Source organism: Blastococcus sp. SYSU DS0616, from assembly GCF_054051015.1.
Genome location: NZ_JBJHAJ010000006.1, coordinates 94,327 through 109,249, shown reverse-complemented (window position 1 = coordinate 109,249; position 14,923 = coordinate 94,327). Strand labels below are relative to the sequence as shown.

15 protein-coding genes are annotated in these 14,923 nt (G+C 74.0%); 10 read left to right on the top strand and 5 right to left on the bottom strand.

Annotated features, from left to right (window positions below):
- The first annotated feature begins 71 nt into the window (after positions 1-71).
- The gene (gene glsA / locus ACI79K_RS06495; RefSeq protein WP_456599278.1) at positions 72-1,025 is read left to right on the top strand and encodes a glutaminase A; all 954 of its coding nucleotides are present in this window, start codon (positions 72-74) and stop codon (positions 1,023-1,025) included.
- A gap of 231 nt (positions 1,026-1,256) precedes the next feature.
- On the opposite strand, the gene ACI79K_RS06490 is transcribed toward glsA, so the two are convergent.
- Positions 1,257-2,069 carry an SRPBCC family protein gene (locus tag ACI79K_RS06490; RefSeq protein WP_456587941.1) on the bottom strand — a complete coding sequence of 271 codons (813 nt, stop codon included), beginning with the start codon at positions 2,067-2,069 and terminating at the stop codon, positions 1,257-1,259.
- A 207-nt stretch (positions 2,070-2,276) separates the two neighbouring features.
- On the opposite strand from ACI79K_RS06490, the gene ACI79K_RS06485 reads away from it, so the two are divergent.
- Together ACI79K_RS06485 and ACI79K_RS06480 are read left to right on the top strand one after the other, a co-directional pair.
- Positions 2,277-2,999, top strand: coding sequence for a hypothetical protein (locus ACI79K_RS06485; RefSeq protein ID WP_456587942.1), 723 nt, complete (start codon positions 2,277-2,279; stop codon positions 2,997-2,999).
- 148 nt (positions 3,000-3,147) lie between these two features.
- Positions 3,148-3,603: a hypothetical protein gene (locus ACI79K_RS06480; protein WP_456587943.1), complete on the top strand. Its 456-nt coding sequence runs from the start codon at positions 3,148-3,150 to the stop codon at positions 3,601-3,603.
- Positions 3,604-4,003: 400 nt separating this feature from the next.
- Here the strand turns inward: ACI79K_RS06480 and ACI79K_RS06475 are convergent, their stop codons facing one another.
- Positions 4,004-4,936, bottom strand: coding sequence for a sugar phosphate isomerase/epimerase family protein (locus ACI79K_RS06475; protein WP_456587944.1), 933 nt, complete (start codon positions 4,934-4,936; stop codon positions 4,004-4,006).
- A gap of 328 nt (positions 4,937-5,264) precedes the next feature.
- Between ACI79K_RS06475 and ACI79K_RS06470 the strand changes: the two genes are divergently transcribed.
- A complete protein-coding gene (locus ACI79K_RS06470) occupies positions 5,265-5,987 on the top strand; it encodes a spermidine synthase (protein WP_456587945.1) in 723 nt (240 codons plus the stop codon).
- 203 nt (positions 5,988-6,190) lie between these two features.
- Here ACI79K_RS06470 and ACI79K_RS06465 read toward each other — a convergent pair whose 3' ends face one another.
- The 3 genes from ACI79K_RS06465 to ACI79K_RS06455 form a co-directional block, all read right to left on the bottom strand.
- Complete coding sequence (locus tag ACI79K_RS06465) at positions 6,191-6,910, bottom strand: cache domain-containing protein (protein ID WP_456587946.1); 720 nt, start codon at positions 6,908-6,910, stop codon at positions 6,191-6,193.
- Entirely contained in the window at positions 6,907-7,623 is a 717-nt protein-coding gene (locus ACI79K_RS06460; RefSeq protein WP_456587947.1) for a FadR/GntR family transcriptional regulator, read from the bottom strand. Before ACI79K_RS06460 ends, ACI79K_RS06465 begins: the two co-directional genes overlap by 4 nt.
- Positions 7,624-7,758: 135 nt before the next feature.
- Positions 7,759-8,658: an MBL fold metallo-hydrolase gene (locus tag ACI79K_RS06455; protein ID WP_456599277.1), complete on the bottom strand. Its 900-nt coding sequence runs from the start codon at positions 8,656-8,658 to the stop codon at positions 7,759-7,761.
- Positions 8,659-8,897: 239 nt separating this feature from the next.
- Between ACI79K_RS06455 and ACI79K_RS06450 the strand changes: the two genes are divergently transcribed.
- The 6 genes from ACI79K_RS06450 to ACI79K_RS06425 are packed head-to-tail and all read left to right on the top strand — an operon-like array spanning position 8,898 to position 14,916.
- Positions 8,898-10,085 (top strand): NAD(P)/FAD-dependent oxidoreductase, encoded by a 1,188-nt coding sequence (locus tag ACI79K_RS06450; RefSeq protein ID WP_456587949.1) that lies wholly within the window; start codon positions 8,898-8,900, stop codon positions 10,083-10,085.
- A 36-nt stretch (positions 10,086-10,121) separates the two neighbouring features.
- On the top strand, positions 10,122-11,657 hold the full coding sequence (locus ACI79K_RS06445) for an aldehyde dehydrogenase family protein (RefSeq protein WP_456587950.1): 1,536 nt from the start codon (positions 10,122-10,124) through the stop codon (positions 11,655-11,657).
- A 34-nt stretch (positions 11,658-11,691) separates the two neighbouring features.
- Positions 11,692-12,852 carry an aminotransferase class III-fold pyridoxal phosphate-dependent enzyme gene (locus ACI79K_RS06440; protein WP_456587951.1) on the top strand — a complete coding sequence of 387 codons (1,161 nt, stop codon included), beginning with the start codon at positions 11,692-11,694 and terminating at the stop codon, positions 12,850-12,852.
- Positions 12,849-13,625 carry an amino acid ABC transporter ATP-binding protein gene (locus tag ACI79K_RS06435; RefSeq protein WP_456587952.1) on the top strand — a complete coding sequence of 259 codons (777 nt, stop codon included), beginning with the start codon at positions 12,849-12,851 and terminating at the stop codon, positions 13,623-13,625. Before ACI79K_RS06440 ends, ACI79K_RS06435 begins: the two co-directional genes overlap by 4 nt.
- A complete protein-coding gene (locus tag ACI79K_RS06430) occupies positions 13,625-14,263 on the top strand; it encodes an amino acid ABC transporter permease (protein ID WP_456587953.1) in 639 nt (212 codons plus the stop codon). The genes ACI79K_RS06435 and ACI79K_RS06430 overlap by 1 nt, the downstream gene beginning before the upstream one ends.
- Positions 14,260-14,916 carry an amino acid ABC transporter permease gene (locus ACI79K_RS06425; protein ID WP_456587954.1) on the top strand — a complete coding sequence of 219 codons (657 nt, stop codon included), beginning with the start codon at positions 14,260-14,262 and terminating at the stop codon, positions 14,914-14,916. The genes ACI79K_RS06430 and ACI79K_RS06425 overlap by 4 nt, the downstream gene beginning before the upstream one ends.
- The last annotated feature ends 7 nt before the right edge of the window (positions 14,917-14,923 follow it).

Here is a 14,923-nt window from a genome sequence, read left to right as displayed (position 1 = left end):
GCGACCCGACTTCGGCGCCTGCCGCGCGGGGCGGGGGGTGTCGGCAGCCGGCCGACGGGTAACGGGGGTCGATGCCCCCCTCCCCCTCGTCGCCCTCCGCTGCCGACGGGACCAGCGACCTGGCGGCGGTGCTCGCCGAGGTCGCGGACCGATCCCAGCATCGCGCCGAGGAGGGCGAGGTCAAGGAGCAGCCCGAGGAGCTGACCTCGGCCGAGCCCGCCCGCTTCGCCCTGGCGCTCGCCGAGCTCGACGGGACCGAGCACGTCACCGGGGACGCCGACGTCGGCTTCGCGGTCCAGAGCGTCGTGAAGGTCTTCGCGCTCACGGCTGCCCTGCAGCGGGTGGGTGAGGAGCTGTTCGAGCGGCTGGGCCGCGAGCCGTCCGGGGACCCGTTCAACTCGCTGATCCAGCTCGAGCACGAGAAGGGCGTGCCGCGGAACCCGTTCATCAACGCCGGGGCCCTCGTGGTGAGCGACGTGCTGATCGACGTGGCGGACGATCCCGTCGGCTCGGTGGCCGGCCTCCTGGGCGAGCTGGTCGGCGACGAGCTGGTGGTCGACGAGACCGCACTCGACGCCGAGCGGGAGGGCAGCCACCTCAACCGCGCCATCGCCCACCTCATGCGGTCGTTCGGGAACCTGCACCACGAGGTCGACGAGGTCATCGAGCTCTACGCCCGCCTGTGCTCCCTCACGGTCACCACGCGGACGCTGGCCCGAGCCGCTCGTTTCCTGGCCAACGACGGCGTCGAGCCACGCACGGGAGCCACGGTGCTCTCCGAGCCCCTCGCGCGCCGGGTCAACGCGCTGATGCTGACGTGCGGCACGTACGACGCGGCCGGCCAGTTCGCCTACGACCTGGGATTCCCGTGCAAGAGCGGCGTCGCCGGCGCGGTCATGGGCGACGTGCCGGGCCGGTTCGGTGTGTGCGCGTGGTCGCCGCCGCTGGACGAGAAGGGCAACTCACGAGCGGGACGGGCCGCCCTGCACCTGCTGTCGGAACGGCTCGACCTGTCCCTGTTGTGACCTGCCCCGGCCGCACCGGTACGGGGTGGGCGACCCTCCGCTCCGGCCAGGCGGACCCGGCCGTCCGGACGAGGTCCCGGCGCGATGGGCCGGCACCCGCATCCGGCCACGGCGCTCCGGCTCGGGGTCGCGGTGCCCGGAAGGGCTCCACCGACGGAGTGGCGGCGGCCCCGGGCCGCCGCGTGGCGGTCGGGTCCGAGGGAGCTGTCCCGGACCCGACCGCCGTGCGGGTCAGCGGCTGCCGCCCCCGATCATGGGGTCGTCGTCGGAATCCCTGGTTCCCCGCTCCACGCCCTCGGTGGAGGTGCCAGCGGTGAAGCCGGCGGGGTCGGACTCGTCCACGACGACCTCGTCGCGCACCGCCTCCCTCGGCGGCTGCGGAACGACCGCGACGTCCTCCTGCGGGGGCTGTGCCTTCTCCTGGCCGCCGCCCTGACTGCTCCCGGACGCGGCGGCGGCAGCACCCGCGGCCGCCACGCCGGCCACCGCGGCCGCCCCCGCGGCGACGGCCTTGCCGGACACCCCCGCCTTCCCGCTGTCGCCGCGGGAGGTGAAGGCCGCGTTCACCCCGGGGGTGCCGACGTCCTCTCCGGGGTTGATCGTGCCGCGCCATCCGCCGGTGGCGTAGCCCTCGCTCTCCACGAGGGACTTGAAGCGCTGGAGGTCGGACTCCACCTGCCGCTCCACGACGCCGAGCTTGTCGCCGACCTTCTCCACGAGCCCTTCGGGCTCGTACTCCAGCGACAGGTGGACGAGGGTGGACCCTGCGCCGACCGGCTCGAACCGCACGGCGCCGGCGTTCGTCGCGCCCTCCTGCGCGGCCCAGGCGATCTTCTGGTCCGGCACCTGCTCGATGATGACTGCTTCCCACTCGCGCCGGACGCCCGCGATCTCCGCCACCCAGTGCAGGCGCTTGTCGCCGTGCTGGTGCACCTCCTTGACCCCGCCCATGAAGTACGGGAAGTCCTCGAACTGGGTCCACTGGTTGTAGGCCGTGGACACCGGTACGTCGACCTGGATCGACTTCTCGGCCTTGGTGGTCATCGCTGACTCCTTGTCACTGGTCGTCCGCTGTCGTAACTGCGCCACTCGGCTACCCCCGCCACGGACGGTCGATGCAGCGCCTCGCGGTCCGCGTCGACGTGCCATGGGTGCCTCGCGCCGGACCGGGCGGCCGAGCCGGCCCGGGAACCACCGGCCGGGTGGAGGACGTTGTCCCTGGCGCCCCCACCGCCTGAGACGAGGAGCTCGATGACCACCCCGCTGCCGACCGGCACCGCCGGCGCCCTGGACGTGCGGGCCGACGAGGAGCTGTCCTTCCTGCTCTCGCTGGACCCCGCGGTGGTCGCCGTCCTCGGTGGCGTGCTCCTCGTGCTCCTGCTGGTCGCCGCTCTCGCCGGATGGCTGGTGCTCAGGCGCTTCCGGCGCAGCCCGCTCGCGGCCCGTGGCCGGGAGCTCGCCGCCCGCGGCCGGGTGCTCGGTGTGCAGGGGGCCACCGCCGTCGCCGCGCGCCGTCTGCCGCCGGGCCAGCGGCGCTCGGCCGCGGAGCTCCAGCTCGACGTCGCCCGCGCCCGGGACGGGCTGCGCCGCCAGGTCGTCGCGGCCCAGGCCGCCGGTGCGCATCTCGGCGACGTCCCCGAGCTGCTGCCGTCGCTGGAGGCCGAGGGCAGCCGCCTCGAGCAGCGCCTGCGGCAACGGGCGCTGTTCCCGAACCCGACGGAGCAGGCCGACCCGGAGCCGGAGGCCCGGGCGTACCTCGAGATGGTCGCCGACGTCTGCGACGCGGTGCGGCAGGCGGAGGACGTCGCGTCGGCGGCCGGGAGGCCGGCCACCGACGTCGCCGACGCGGTCGCGGCGCTCCGCGCGCACACCACCGCCTACCAGGAGCTCACCGCCCAGCCGGTGGCGCCGCCGCTGCCCCGGGTCCCGTCCCCGTCGCCGGAACCCCCGGTCCGGGAGCCCACGCAGCGGTGAACGGATGGGCCCGGGGTACGTGCCCGGCGGCAGCGCGACCTGGACGGATCAGGGCACCGGGATGCCGCGACGCCACCGGGTGGACCATCGCCATGACGCGCGTCACACTCCTGTCGTCGAGGCGTCCACCGAACAGGAGCACCGGGCCATGCGCCGCTGCTTGATCGTCGCCAACCAGACCCTCTCCGCCGACGCGCTCCGGCGGGCCGTCCAGGACCGGATCACCGCCGAACCGCACGCGTTCCACCTCGTCGCGCCCGCCACCCCGGCAGAGGACGAGGTGGAAGGCCCCAGCGCCTACGCCGGCCTGGGGCCCTCCGTGACCGACCGCGCGTACGCGCTCGCCCGCCAGCGCCTCGACCGGGCGCTGGAGGACCTCCGCGCCCTGGGCGCCCAGGTCGACGGCGAGGTCGGCGACCCCGACGCGCTCCAGGCCGTGCGGGCCACCCTCGGCCACTTCCCGGCGGACGAGATCGTCGTCTCCACGCTGCCGCACACGCTCTCCCACTGGCTCCGCCGTGATCTACCGGCGCGGCTGCGCAAGAGCTGCGGCGTCCCGGTCACCCACCTCAGCGCCGACGCCGCCACGAGTACGAGCGCGTGAGGGCGCACGGCAGGCGGGTCGCAGTCGTCGCCTGAGCCGCCCGATCGAGGCGGAGGTGAAGGCGACACCCCCAAGGCCACCGGACGGCCGCTCCAGATCGAGGGGCTGACCGCGCAGCAGATCATCGACTCCGCCGCTCCGGAGGAGCGCCCGATCCTGGAGGCGTCCCTGGCGCACTGGGCCACGCTGGTCGGCGATCCCGAGAACTCCACCGACGACGTCCTCGCGGTCACCGGTCGCCCGGCCCTGAGTTTCGCGCAGTGGGCCGAGGAGCACGCCGCGCAGTTCGGCCTGGTCAGGGCGTAGCTCCGGCGTCACCCCTCGGGACCGCCCTCGCACGGGAGGAGGCGGCCCCGGACGTCCGGGACCGCCTCCTCGGGAGGGCGCGCTGCGCCCTCGGTCAGCGGGTCGAGCAGGTGAGGTAGGCGAAGCCCTCCCGCGCCGCCTCGAAGGGGTCGAACGTGGGGTCGCCGAAGCGCGGGTCGTGCTCGACGACGAAGTACCGGGTGCTGCCGCCGGCCACCCGGAAGATCGGCGCGAAGTCGATGTCCCCGCGTCCGACGATTTCGATCCGCCGGTCGAGCTCCTCGTTCAGGTCCTTGACGTGGAACAGCCGGACCCGGTTGCCGTACTCCTCGATGATCTCGATCGGATCGGCGCCGGCGAAGACCGCCCAGTACAGGTCGAGCTGCGACACGACGTGCCGCCGCTCGGTGTGCTCCATGAGGATGTCGAAGGCGCTGCGGTCGCCGAAGGTGGTCTCGAACTCCCAGTTGTGGTTGTGGACCATGAGCCACTGCCCGGCCTGGCGGGCCTGCGCACCGACCGCGTCCAGGTACTCGGCGTAGGCGATCCACTCGGCCTCGGTCGTGAGCTGCGGGGTGCCACCGGAGCCGAAGTAGCGGACGCCCAGGACCCGGTTCTCCTCGAGGATCTGCGCGATGTCCGCCGGCTCGGCGTGCGTGCCGACGCCGACGTGCCGCCCGGAGGCCTTGAGCCGGTACTCCCGGAGCAAGTCGGCGTACTGCTCCGCGGTCATCCCGCTCAGGGTGAACGGCTCGACGTTGCGGTAGCCCATCTCGCTGAGCCGGCGGAGGACCTCCTCGTGACGGGCCTGCGTGGCGGCGTCGGTGCCGAAGCCGATGTACTCGGCGAACGTCCACAGCTGGACGGAGACCTTGCTCGCCGGCACGGGCCGCTCGGCGCAGTCGGAGGTCCCGGACGCCCCGGGCGCGGGCGGTGCCGCACTCGCCGTGCCGACGAGTCCCAGGAACAGCAGTGCGGACAGCGCAGCGAACAGCGCGGCCCGCAGCGTGTGGCGCAGTCTCTTCATCACCTTCACGGATTCCCCTCGAGTGGCTGTGACGGCGCGCGTCACCGAGCGCAGGGAGCGCCCGTTCGGCGTGCCGTTCGTGACGAGATCTCAGGGGGGCCACGCCGGACGACGACCCCTGAGGCCCCGGGTGTGTGCTGCGTCACGAAGCTAGCAAGGCTTCTGCTCTGCCGGTAGCAGAAGTTCGTCAACGACGGGCGCATGTGCTCGCCCGGGCATCTACGGGGAGATGGCGTCGGGTCCGCCCGACGTTCCCCGCCCGCGCGAGCCGGGAACAGTGGCCCCGACCGGGACGACTGCGGCCCGGTGCAGCAGCGAGGGGAGACGCGTGTCAGTGGGCAAGCGCTTCGAGGAGCTCGCCTGGAGCCCCACGCCGATCGGCGAGCTCAGCCTCCGCCGGCGCCGGGACCCGGTGACCGGGGCCGACGTGTTCGAGGTCAAGCTGGGCGACGAATTCCTGATGTCCTCCCTGTTCACGGTCGCCGAGGTGGAGGTCGCCCGGCTGGCCCTGGCGCGATCGGACGGCGACAGGCTGGACGTGGCGGTCGGGGGCCTGGGGCTCGGCTACACCGCCCAGGCGGTGCTCGCCGACCCCCGGGTCGCCGAGCTCGTGGTGGTCGATCTGCTGGAGCCGGTCATCGAGTGGCACGAGCAGGGGCTGCTGCCGCTCGGGCGCGCCGTCGCCGCGGACCCGCGGTGCCGACTGGTGCACGGCGACTTCTTCGCGATGGTCGCGGGAGACGGGTTGGACCCGGCGGCCCCCGGCCGGGTCTTCGACGCCGTCGTCGTGGACATCGACCACTCCCCCGGGCACCTGCTGGACGAGGGCAACGCACCCTTCTACCGCCCCTCGGGCATGCCACGGCTGGCCGCCCTCCTCCGGCCCGGCGGCGTCTTCTCGCTGTGGTCGAACGAGCCACCCGACGAGGAGTACCTGGCCGCGCTGTCGGCGGTCTTCGTCGACGTCGACGCGCAGGTGGTGAACTTTCCCAACCCGCTGCAGGACCGCCCCGCCGCCAACACGGTCTACCTGGCCACCGCCCGGGGGTGAGCCCGGCCGCATCGTCCGCTCCCCCCGTCGCGGCATCGCCACGGCCGGTCGCTCGCAACCGGGCCGACCGGCGGACGTGCCGGCAGCTCTCGTCCTGCTGGTCCCACCGGCCTCGCCGGCGCGGTCACACCGCGGGTGAGGCCGCGCAGCGAGCCGGCGGGCGGGGCCGCTGCCTCGCCAGCAGGCGTAGCGGAAAGGCCGCCTCAGAGACGGACGACGGTCCAGCCGAACTCCGCGATCGCGGCGCGCGCCCGGACCGGACCCAGGTCCGTGGCGCTCAACCTCGTGCCGGTGTCCAACTGCGGATGGGTGGCGGTGATCACCCGGTCCTCCTCGTCGAGCAGGGCGGTGGCCTCCGCCTCCACGAGCAGGCCCTCGGCGGCGTCGACGAACCGGCGGACGTCGAGGTCCGCGGCGACGACGCCGAGGACCTCCCCCGATGCGGTCAGCGGTGCGGCTGCGGTCATCGTGACGTCGTCGGTACCCCAGCTGTCGACGTAGGGGGACAGCAGCGTGGGCGCCCCACTGGCGCACGGCACGCGGAACCAGCGGGCCTGCGAGACGTCGTAGAAGGAGTCGGACCTCGGGTTGAGCACGTGCTGCTTGGCGCGGATCTCGCCGTCCCGTATGACCCACCACGCCATGGAGGGCACCTCCCCCGCCGAGGCGGTCGCCGGTGGCCGCAGCGCCATGCCGGCGCCCGTGACCAGCGACCGGCTGCGCAGCATCACGCTCACGTCGGGCTCGAGCACCTCCCAGGCCCGCGACTCGTCGAAGACCGGGTGCCGGCCGAGGTCCAGTCGCCGGGTGGCCGCCTCGCCGAGTCCGGCGAGGTCGGTGAACACCGGTGCGGTCAGCGCGACGACGCCGGTGGCCGCGTCCCGCAGTGCCTCCTCGGGCGCTCCCGGGGCCGCGCCGGTCATCGCTCCGCCCACCCTCGGGTGCGCAGCTGCGCCACGCGGGCTGCCACGTGGTCGACCGCCCGGACGACGCACTCGCGGGCGACCTCGGGCTCGGCGTCCCGGACGGCTCGGACGGTGGCCTCGAACAACTGCGACACGGTCGACCTCACCTCGGTATCCATGTACGCCAGGGTCAGCAGCGGCGCGTACTCCACCTGCAGGCTGATCATGCTCGTGCTCAGGCGGACCGACTGCGCCGCGGCGGCCAGCTCGATCAGGAAGCGGCTGTCCGCCCGCCGTGCCTCCACCTCCTCGCCGGCGGTCAGCAGACGTCGGCTGCCCCGCTCGAGCAGCGCGACGTTCTCGCCGGAGGCGCGGCGGGCGGCCAGGGTCGCCGACTCCGCCGCGATAGCGCGGCGCCAGTCGGCGAGGTCGCGCAGGTCCAGGCGGGACAGCTCGCGGGCCTGGTCCGCGGCTGCGCGGATCTGGTCCGGTCGCCCGGCGGTGACCACGGTTCCGCCCCCACGGCCGCGGCGGGTGGCCACCAGCCCCTGCTCGCGGAGCTGGGTGAGCGCTTCGCGCAGGGTCACCGGGGAGATGTTGAACTGCGCGGCCAGGTCCGCCTCGGCCGGCAGCTGCTCGCCCTCGCCGAGCACCCCGAGGGTGATGGCGGTGCGCAGCCGGACGGCGACGACGTCGGCCCGGCCCTGGTCGGCGAGGGGCGCGAAGAGCACGCGTCGCGTCAGGGTCGAGAGCAGGTCGGTGCGCACCTCACCCCCCCATCCCGTGGCGCGTCGGTCGACGGCGCGTCGGCCACCCTAGTGAGCGCACGGGGGCGGCCGGGCCGGAACGGGCCCGGAAGGAGGGAACTAGACGGCCTGGAAGACACCGTCGCCCTCCCGGACCCGGCCGGACCTGAGCAGCCGGTCGAGGTGCAGTTCCGCCGTCCGGCGCTCGACTGCCGCCACGAAGGGCAGGCGGACGTGCGGCCGGTACACCAAGCGCCGGGCGACGACGTCCGCCACGGTCAGGGGCTCGGACAGCATCGCGAGCAGCGTCTCCTCCCGGCGGCGGATGACCGAGGCGAAGGCATCCAGCCGGGCCAGGAACGCCGCCCGACCCTCGAGGACCCCCTGCTGGTGCCCGGTGCCGTACCAGCGGGCCTCCACGTCCCGAAGCCGCGCCAGCGAGGCCTCGTACGCGTCGAGGTCGCTACCGAGGTCGCCGTAGTAGGGGCCGAACGACGTCAGGTCGATGTCCCCGGTGAAGAGGAAGCCGTCGGGCTCGACGAGGAAGCCGCAGTGTCCCGCGGTATGCCCCGGCAGGTGGACGACGGTGAGGGTCCGGCCACCCAGGTCGATGACGTCGCCGTCGGTGACCGGACGGACGTCCGCGTGCCCGGTGAAGGCGAACGTGCCGCTCAGGGTCGCCCGGAACTCCTCCGCCTGGGGGGCCGCCATGCCGAACCCGGCCAGGAGCACCTCGGGGTCGCGGACCGCGGGGGCATCGGCCGGATGCGCCAGCGCGGGTACGTCGGGGAAGACGTGCAGCCCGGAGACGTGGTCCTCGTGCCCGTGGCTGATCGCGACCAGGTCGACCGGACCAGTGGCCGTCCCCCGGCGCGACACCTCGAGAGACGGATCGACCAGGACGGTCACCTCGGATCCTGAGATCAGCAGGGAGTTGCCGCAGGGGTAGCGGCCGCCCTCCGGGGAGCCGAGCACCCTCACGGACCCGTACCTGCGGTCTTCCGCCTCGCGAACGCTCATGCCTGCAGCCAACCCTCTCCCGGCCCCGGCACCCGGCCGGAGACCGTCAGGACACGTTTCGGTAAATGCCGGGCCGACGGCCGTTGACTAAAACCGACAGCGCTATAGGTTTACCGCACCGCACCCCCTCGGCACGGCCGGCCGACGATCCGGCCCGCCGCCCCCCTCGCGTCACCGCGCCGTCCACAGACGACCGGTTGCCGTCGGAGAGCCCGTCGCCCAGCCCTGAGGAGCCCGTCGTGAGTGATGTCCGAGTCGCCGTGGTCGGCGCCGGGGTGTGCGGCCTGGCCGCGGCCACGGAGCTGCAGGACCACGGGGTCCACGACGTCGTCGTCCTCGACGCCAGCCACCCCGGGGACGGGTCCTCCGGGCTGTCCGTCGGCATGGTCGAGACCCAGTACGTGGACACGGCGGACATCGCGGTCCGGGCGCACGGCCGGCGCTTCTACGACCGGATGGAACGCGATCACGGCCTCACCTTCGTCCGCGGCGGTTACCTGCGCACCGCCCGCAGCGACGCCGACATGGCGGCCTACGGGCGGAGCGTGGCGCGGCAGCACGCGGCGGGCGTGCCCGACGCCGCGGTGCTGACGTCGGCCGAGATCGCCCGGCGGTGGCCGCACCTGGTGGTCGACGACCTCGCCGGCGGGCTCTTCGGCCCCTCCGACGGGCACATCGACGGTTACGAGTACTGCACGCTCGCCGCCCGGCTGGTGCGGGAGCGGGGCGGGCGGGTGCTGGTCAACAGCCCGGTGGTCGGCGCGGACCCGCGATCCACCGGCTGGCGGCTGCGCACCCCTCGCGAGACGGTCGAGGCCGACGTGGTGGTCAACGCCGCAGGCCCCTGGGCCGGAGTGGTCGGCGAGCTGCTCGGGGCCCCGGTGCCGCTGGTGCCGCAGCTGCACGGCGCGGTGACCATCGAGCTGGCCGAGCCGATCACCCCTCCGCTGCCGTTCGTCATGGACTACGTGCCCGGCTCCGGCCTGGCGGGCGTGTACTTCCGGTCCGAGCGCCCCGACCAGCTGATCGCCGGCCTGCACGTGGAGGAGGCGATCGCCGAGTCGGTGTCCCCCGACGTGCCGCTGGGCCGGGTGCCGGACTCCTTCGTCGAGGAGCTGATCGAGCGCCTGACCGAGCGCCTCGTCGACACCGACGGCGCGGCGATCGGCCGGAGCTGGACCGGCATCTACCCGATGACCCCGGACCACCGGCCCATCGTCGGGGTGCACCCGGCACGAGCCGACGTCGTCTGCGCCCTCGGTGGTGGAGGCAACGGCATCCAGCTGGCGCCGGCCATCGGCCGGGTGGCCGCCGAGGCGCTCGTGGGCGCGACCTCCCCCACCTTCGCCGAGACCGACCCCGGCTGGGATCCGGCCCGGCTCTCCACCGCGGGCTGCGGCCCTGCCGCACCTCTCGACGGCCCCTGACCTCCCCCTGACCGACGTCCACCGATTGGAGTCCCGGTGACCACCAAGCTCGACTACGCATCTACCGACCTGGGCGACGCCGCGCTCGACGCACGCTTCGACGCCGCTCTAGCCGAGGCCCGGAAGGGCGGCGCCGTCCTCGCGCACGTCATCGGCGGCGCCCCCGACGAGCGCGGGACGACGTTCACCCGCGAGGACCCCTGCGCCCCGGGGACGGTCATATCCACGGCCCGCACCGCCGACGCCGCCGTGGTCGCCAACGCGGTGGCCGCCGCACGCGCCGCGACCCGCGGCTGGCGGACCACCTCCTCGGCCGACCGCATCGCCGCGCTGCGGCAGGCGAAGGCCGGCTTCACCGAGCGCACCGCGGAGATCGCCGGGATCGTCTCGGCCGAGACGGGCAAGACGCGGCTGGAGGCCCTCGCCGAGGCGCAGGAGGCCGTCGACCTCGTCGAGCACTACTGCGCCGAGATGGAGCGCAACGGCGGCTTCGTCACCCCGCTGCGGTCGGCGCCGGGTGAGAACAACACCGACGTCCTGCGCCCCTTCGGTGTCTTCGCCGTCATCGCGCCGTTCAACTTCCCGGTGGCCCTCGCGGTCAACATGGCGGCGGCCGCCCTGGTCACCGGCAACACCGTGGTGGCCAAGCCGTCGGACAAGACGCCGCGCTCCACCGCCCTCGCCTGGGAGATCCTCGGCGCCGCGCTCCCCGCGGGGGTGCTCAACGTGGTCCACGGCGGCGCGGACACCGGCCGGGAGCTGGCCCGGGCCGCTGTCGACGGGATCGCCTTCACCGGGTCGGCGGCGGTCGGCTGGCAGCTGGTCCGCGAACTGGGCGAGGGCGCCTACGCCCGGCCGGTGCTGGCCGAGATGGGTGGCAGCAACCCCGCGATCGTGACCGCCACCGCCGACCTCGACGACGCCGCCGCCGGCATCGCCCGCTCCGCCTTCGGCCTGTCCGGCCAGAAGTGCAGCGCGTGCCGCCGCGTCGTCGTCGACCGCAGCGTCGCCGACGAACTGGTCGAGAAGCTGGCCGCCGCGGCCGAGGCGATCGTCGTCGGGGACCCCGCGGACCCGCGCACCGGCATGGGACCGGTCGCCGACGACGCGGTCGCCCGCCGGATCGACGACGCCCTGACCGCGGCCGCCCGGGACGGCCGGGTCGTCACCGGCGGCAAGGTCGAGGAGCTGGGCGGCAACTTCTACCGCCCGACGGTCGTCACGGACCTGCCACCGGGCCACCCGCTGACCCGCGAGGAGCTGTTCGCGCCGTTCGTCACGGTCACCGCCGTCGACGGGTTCGACGCCGCGATCGCCGAGGCCAACGCCGTCGACTACGGCCTCTCGGCCGGGGTCTTCACCGGCCGGGAGGATGAGAAGGAGCGCTTCCTCGACGAGATCGAGGCCGGCGTCGTCTACGTCAACCGGCGCGCGGGCGCCACCACCGGCGCCTGGCCCGGCATCCAGTCCTTCTGCGGCTGGAAGGCCAGCGGCTCCTCCGGCAAGGGCGGTCTGGGCCCTTGGTACCTGCCCGGCTTCATGCGCGAGCAGAGCCGCACCGTCGTCGGCTGACCCCCGTCCACCCACCACCAACCGAGGAGGCACCGTGACGGTCGCCGAGCTCCGGGACCGCGCCCTCCGCGTGATGCCGGGCGGCAACACCCGCAGCACGCTCTTCGTGCCGCCGCACCCGCCGTACGCGGTGTCCGGTCGCGGTTGCGTCGTCACCGACGCCACCGGCCACGAGGTCGTGGACTGCAACAACAACTACACGGCGCTCATCCACGGCCACGCCCACCCCGAGCTGGTGGCGGTGGCCACCGAGGCGGTCGCCGCCGGCTCCGCCTTCGGCCTGCCGACGGAGTCCGAGGTGGTCTGCGCCGAGCTGCTGAGCGCCCGCACCGGCCTGGCCAGCTGGCGGTTCTGCAACTCCGGCACCGAGGCCGTGATGATGGCCCTCCGCGGTGCTCGGGCGGCCACCGGCCGCGACCTGGTCGTCCGCTTCGACGGCAGCTACCACGGCACCTACGACGCCGTCGTCGACCCGAGCGCACCCGGGGTGCCGGGCAGCGTGGCCGGGTCGGTGGTGACCCTGCCGCAGGGCGACGGCGAGGCCCTGGCGGAGCTGATGCGGGCGCGGGGCACCGAGGTCGCCGCCGTCCTGATCGACCTCATGCCCAACCGGGCCGGTCTGCGCCCGGCGGATCCGGCCTTCGTCGAGCTGGTCGCCTCCCTGACCGGCCGGTCGGGTGCCCTGCTGGTCGTCGACGAGGTCATCACCCTGCGCCTCGAGGTAGGGGGGCTGCACAGCCGCTACGGCATCGAGCCCGACCTGGTCACCGTCGGGAAGGTCATAGGGGGCGGCTTCCCCGTCGGCGGGGTGGGCGGGCGCAAGGAGGTGCTCGACGCGTTCAGCCCGCTCTCCGACGGCACGGTCAGCTGGGGCGGCACCTTCAGCGCCAACCCCGTGACCATGCGCACCGGGACGGCGGCCCTGCGGTTGTTCGGCGCAGCTGAGGTGGCGGCTCTCAACGCCCGCGGCGACCGGCTGCGCGAGCAGCTGGCCGCCCGCGGTGTGCCGGTCAGCGGATCGGGCTCCCTGGTCCGGCTGCTGCTCCCCGACCCGGGCGCGACCTGGTGGCGGCTCTACGAGCGCGGGGTGCTGGCCGGCACCAACGGCCTGCTCGCCCTGTCGACCGCGATGACCGACGACGACGTGGACACCGTGCGCGACGTCGTGCTCGAGGCCGTGGAGGTTGCGGCGTGACCACCACCGAGCGAGCGGGCGGGTCGGGCTCCGCCGTCGTCCTCGACCGCATCCACAAGCAGTTCGGCGACCTCGTCGTCGTGAAGGACGTGTCCCTGGAGGTGGCCCGGGGCGAGGTGGTGGCCATCATCGGCCCGAGCGGCTCCGGCAAGAGCACGCTGCTGCGCTGCATCAACCTGCTCGAACGGGCCGACTCCGGCCGGGTCGAGGTCGTCGGGCGCGCGGTCGAGCCGGGCGCCGGGGTCTCCAACCGCGACCTCGCCGCCCTGCGACGCAGCGTGGGCATGGTCTTCCAGTCGTTCAACCTGTTCCCGCACATGACCGTGCTGCGCAACGTCTCGCTGCCGCAGGAGCGGGTGCTCGGCCGCAGCCGCGCCGAGGCCGACGAGCGCTCCCGGCAGCTCCTCGAGCGCGTCGGGCTCGGCGCCAAGGCCGACACCTACCCGTCCCGCTGCTCCGGCGGCCAGCAGCAGCGGGTCGCCATCGCCCGGGCCCTGGCCCTGGACCCGGAGGTGATGCTCTTCGACGAGCCCACGTCCGCGCTCGATCCCGAGCTCGGCCTGGAGGTCCTCGCGGTCATGCGGGAGCTGGCCGCCGAGGGCATGACCATGGTCGTCGTCACCCACGAGATCCACTTCGCGGCCGACGTCGCCGACCGGGTGGTCGTCATGGCCGATGGTGCGGTCATCGAGGAGGGCACCCCGGAGCAGGTGCTCCGGTCGCCGGCCACGGAGCGCGCCCGCCGTTTCCTCAGCGCGGTGGTCGACCGCTGATGGACGTCCTCCAGGCAGTGCTGCTGGGCGTGCCGGTCACCCTCCTGGTCACGGTCCTGGCCTTCGCGCTCGGCGCCGTGCTCGCGGTGCCCCTGGCCGCCGCCCGCCGCTCGCGGGTGGCCCCGGTGCGGTGGCTGGGCCGGGCGGTCATCGACGTCGTCCGCGGCATCCCCCCGGTCGTGTGGCTCTTCCTCATCTTCTTCGGCCTCGGCCGGGATCTGATCCGGCTGGAGCCGATCGAGGCGGGCATCATCGGCCTCGGGATCATCTCCGCCGGCTACCTGGCCGAGATCTACCGCGGCGGGCTCTCGGCGGTCCACCGCGGCCAGTGGGAAGCCGCCTCCGCGCTCGGCATGGGCCGGACCGACCTCATGGTCCGCGTCGTCACGCCGCAGGCGTTCCGCGTCTCGCTCCCCGCCGTCACCACCTACGCGATCAGCCTGCTCAAGGACTCCACGATCGTGTCGGCCATCGGGGTCACCGAGATCCTGTTCCGCGCGACGCAGACGGCGCGTTCGATGGGATCGGGGCTGACGCCCTTCTTCGTGGCCGCGGCGATCTACATCCTGCTCAGCGCGCCGCTGGCCTGGCTCTCCCGCGGCCTCGACGCCCGGCTCCGGGCGAGGGTCGCGCGATGACCGGCCTGTTCACCTCGTGGGGCGAGTGGCTGCCCCGGCTGCTCGAAGGCCTGGGCACCAGCGTCCAGCTCACCCTGGTCAGCCTGACCATCGGCGTGCCCCTCGGTCTGCTCCTCGCGCTGCTCAGCTCGGCCGCGTCGCGGCCGGTCCGGTGGACGGCGATCGGGCTGGTCGAGATCGGCCGCGGGACGCCCGCGCTGGTCATGCTGCAGTTCGTCTACTACGGGCTCCCCTCGGCCGGGTTGTCGCTGACCGCCTTCGTCTCGGCGGTGGCGGCGCTGTCCCTCACGACCGCCGGCTACACCAGCGAGATCCTCCGCGCCGGGCTGCAGGCGGTGCCGGCCGGGGAGATCGAGGCGGCCGGCGCCCTGAGCATGTCCCGCCGGGACACGCTGCGGTTCGTCGTCGTCCCGCAAGGGGTGCGGATCGCCCTCCCGTCCCTGATGGGCTTCGCGATCCTGATCTTCCAGGCCACCTCCCTCACGTTCACGATCTCGGTCGTCGAGCTGCTCAGCCAGGCGTACTCGATCGGCGCCGCCACGTTCCGCTATCTCGACGTCCTCCTGCTGGCCGGCCTCCTCTACCTGGCCGTGACCATCCCCGCCGGCTGGCTGACCAACCGCACCGAACGGCGGCTGTCCCGCCACCTCTGACCGCACC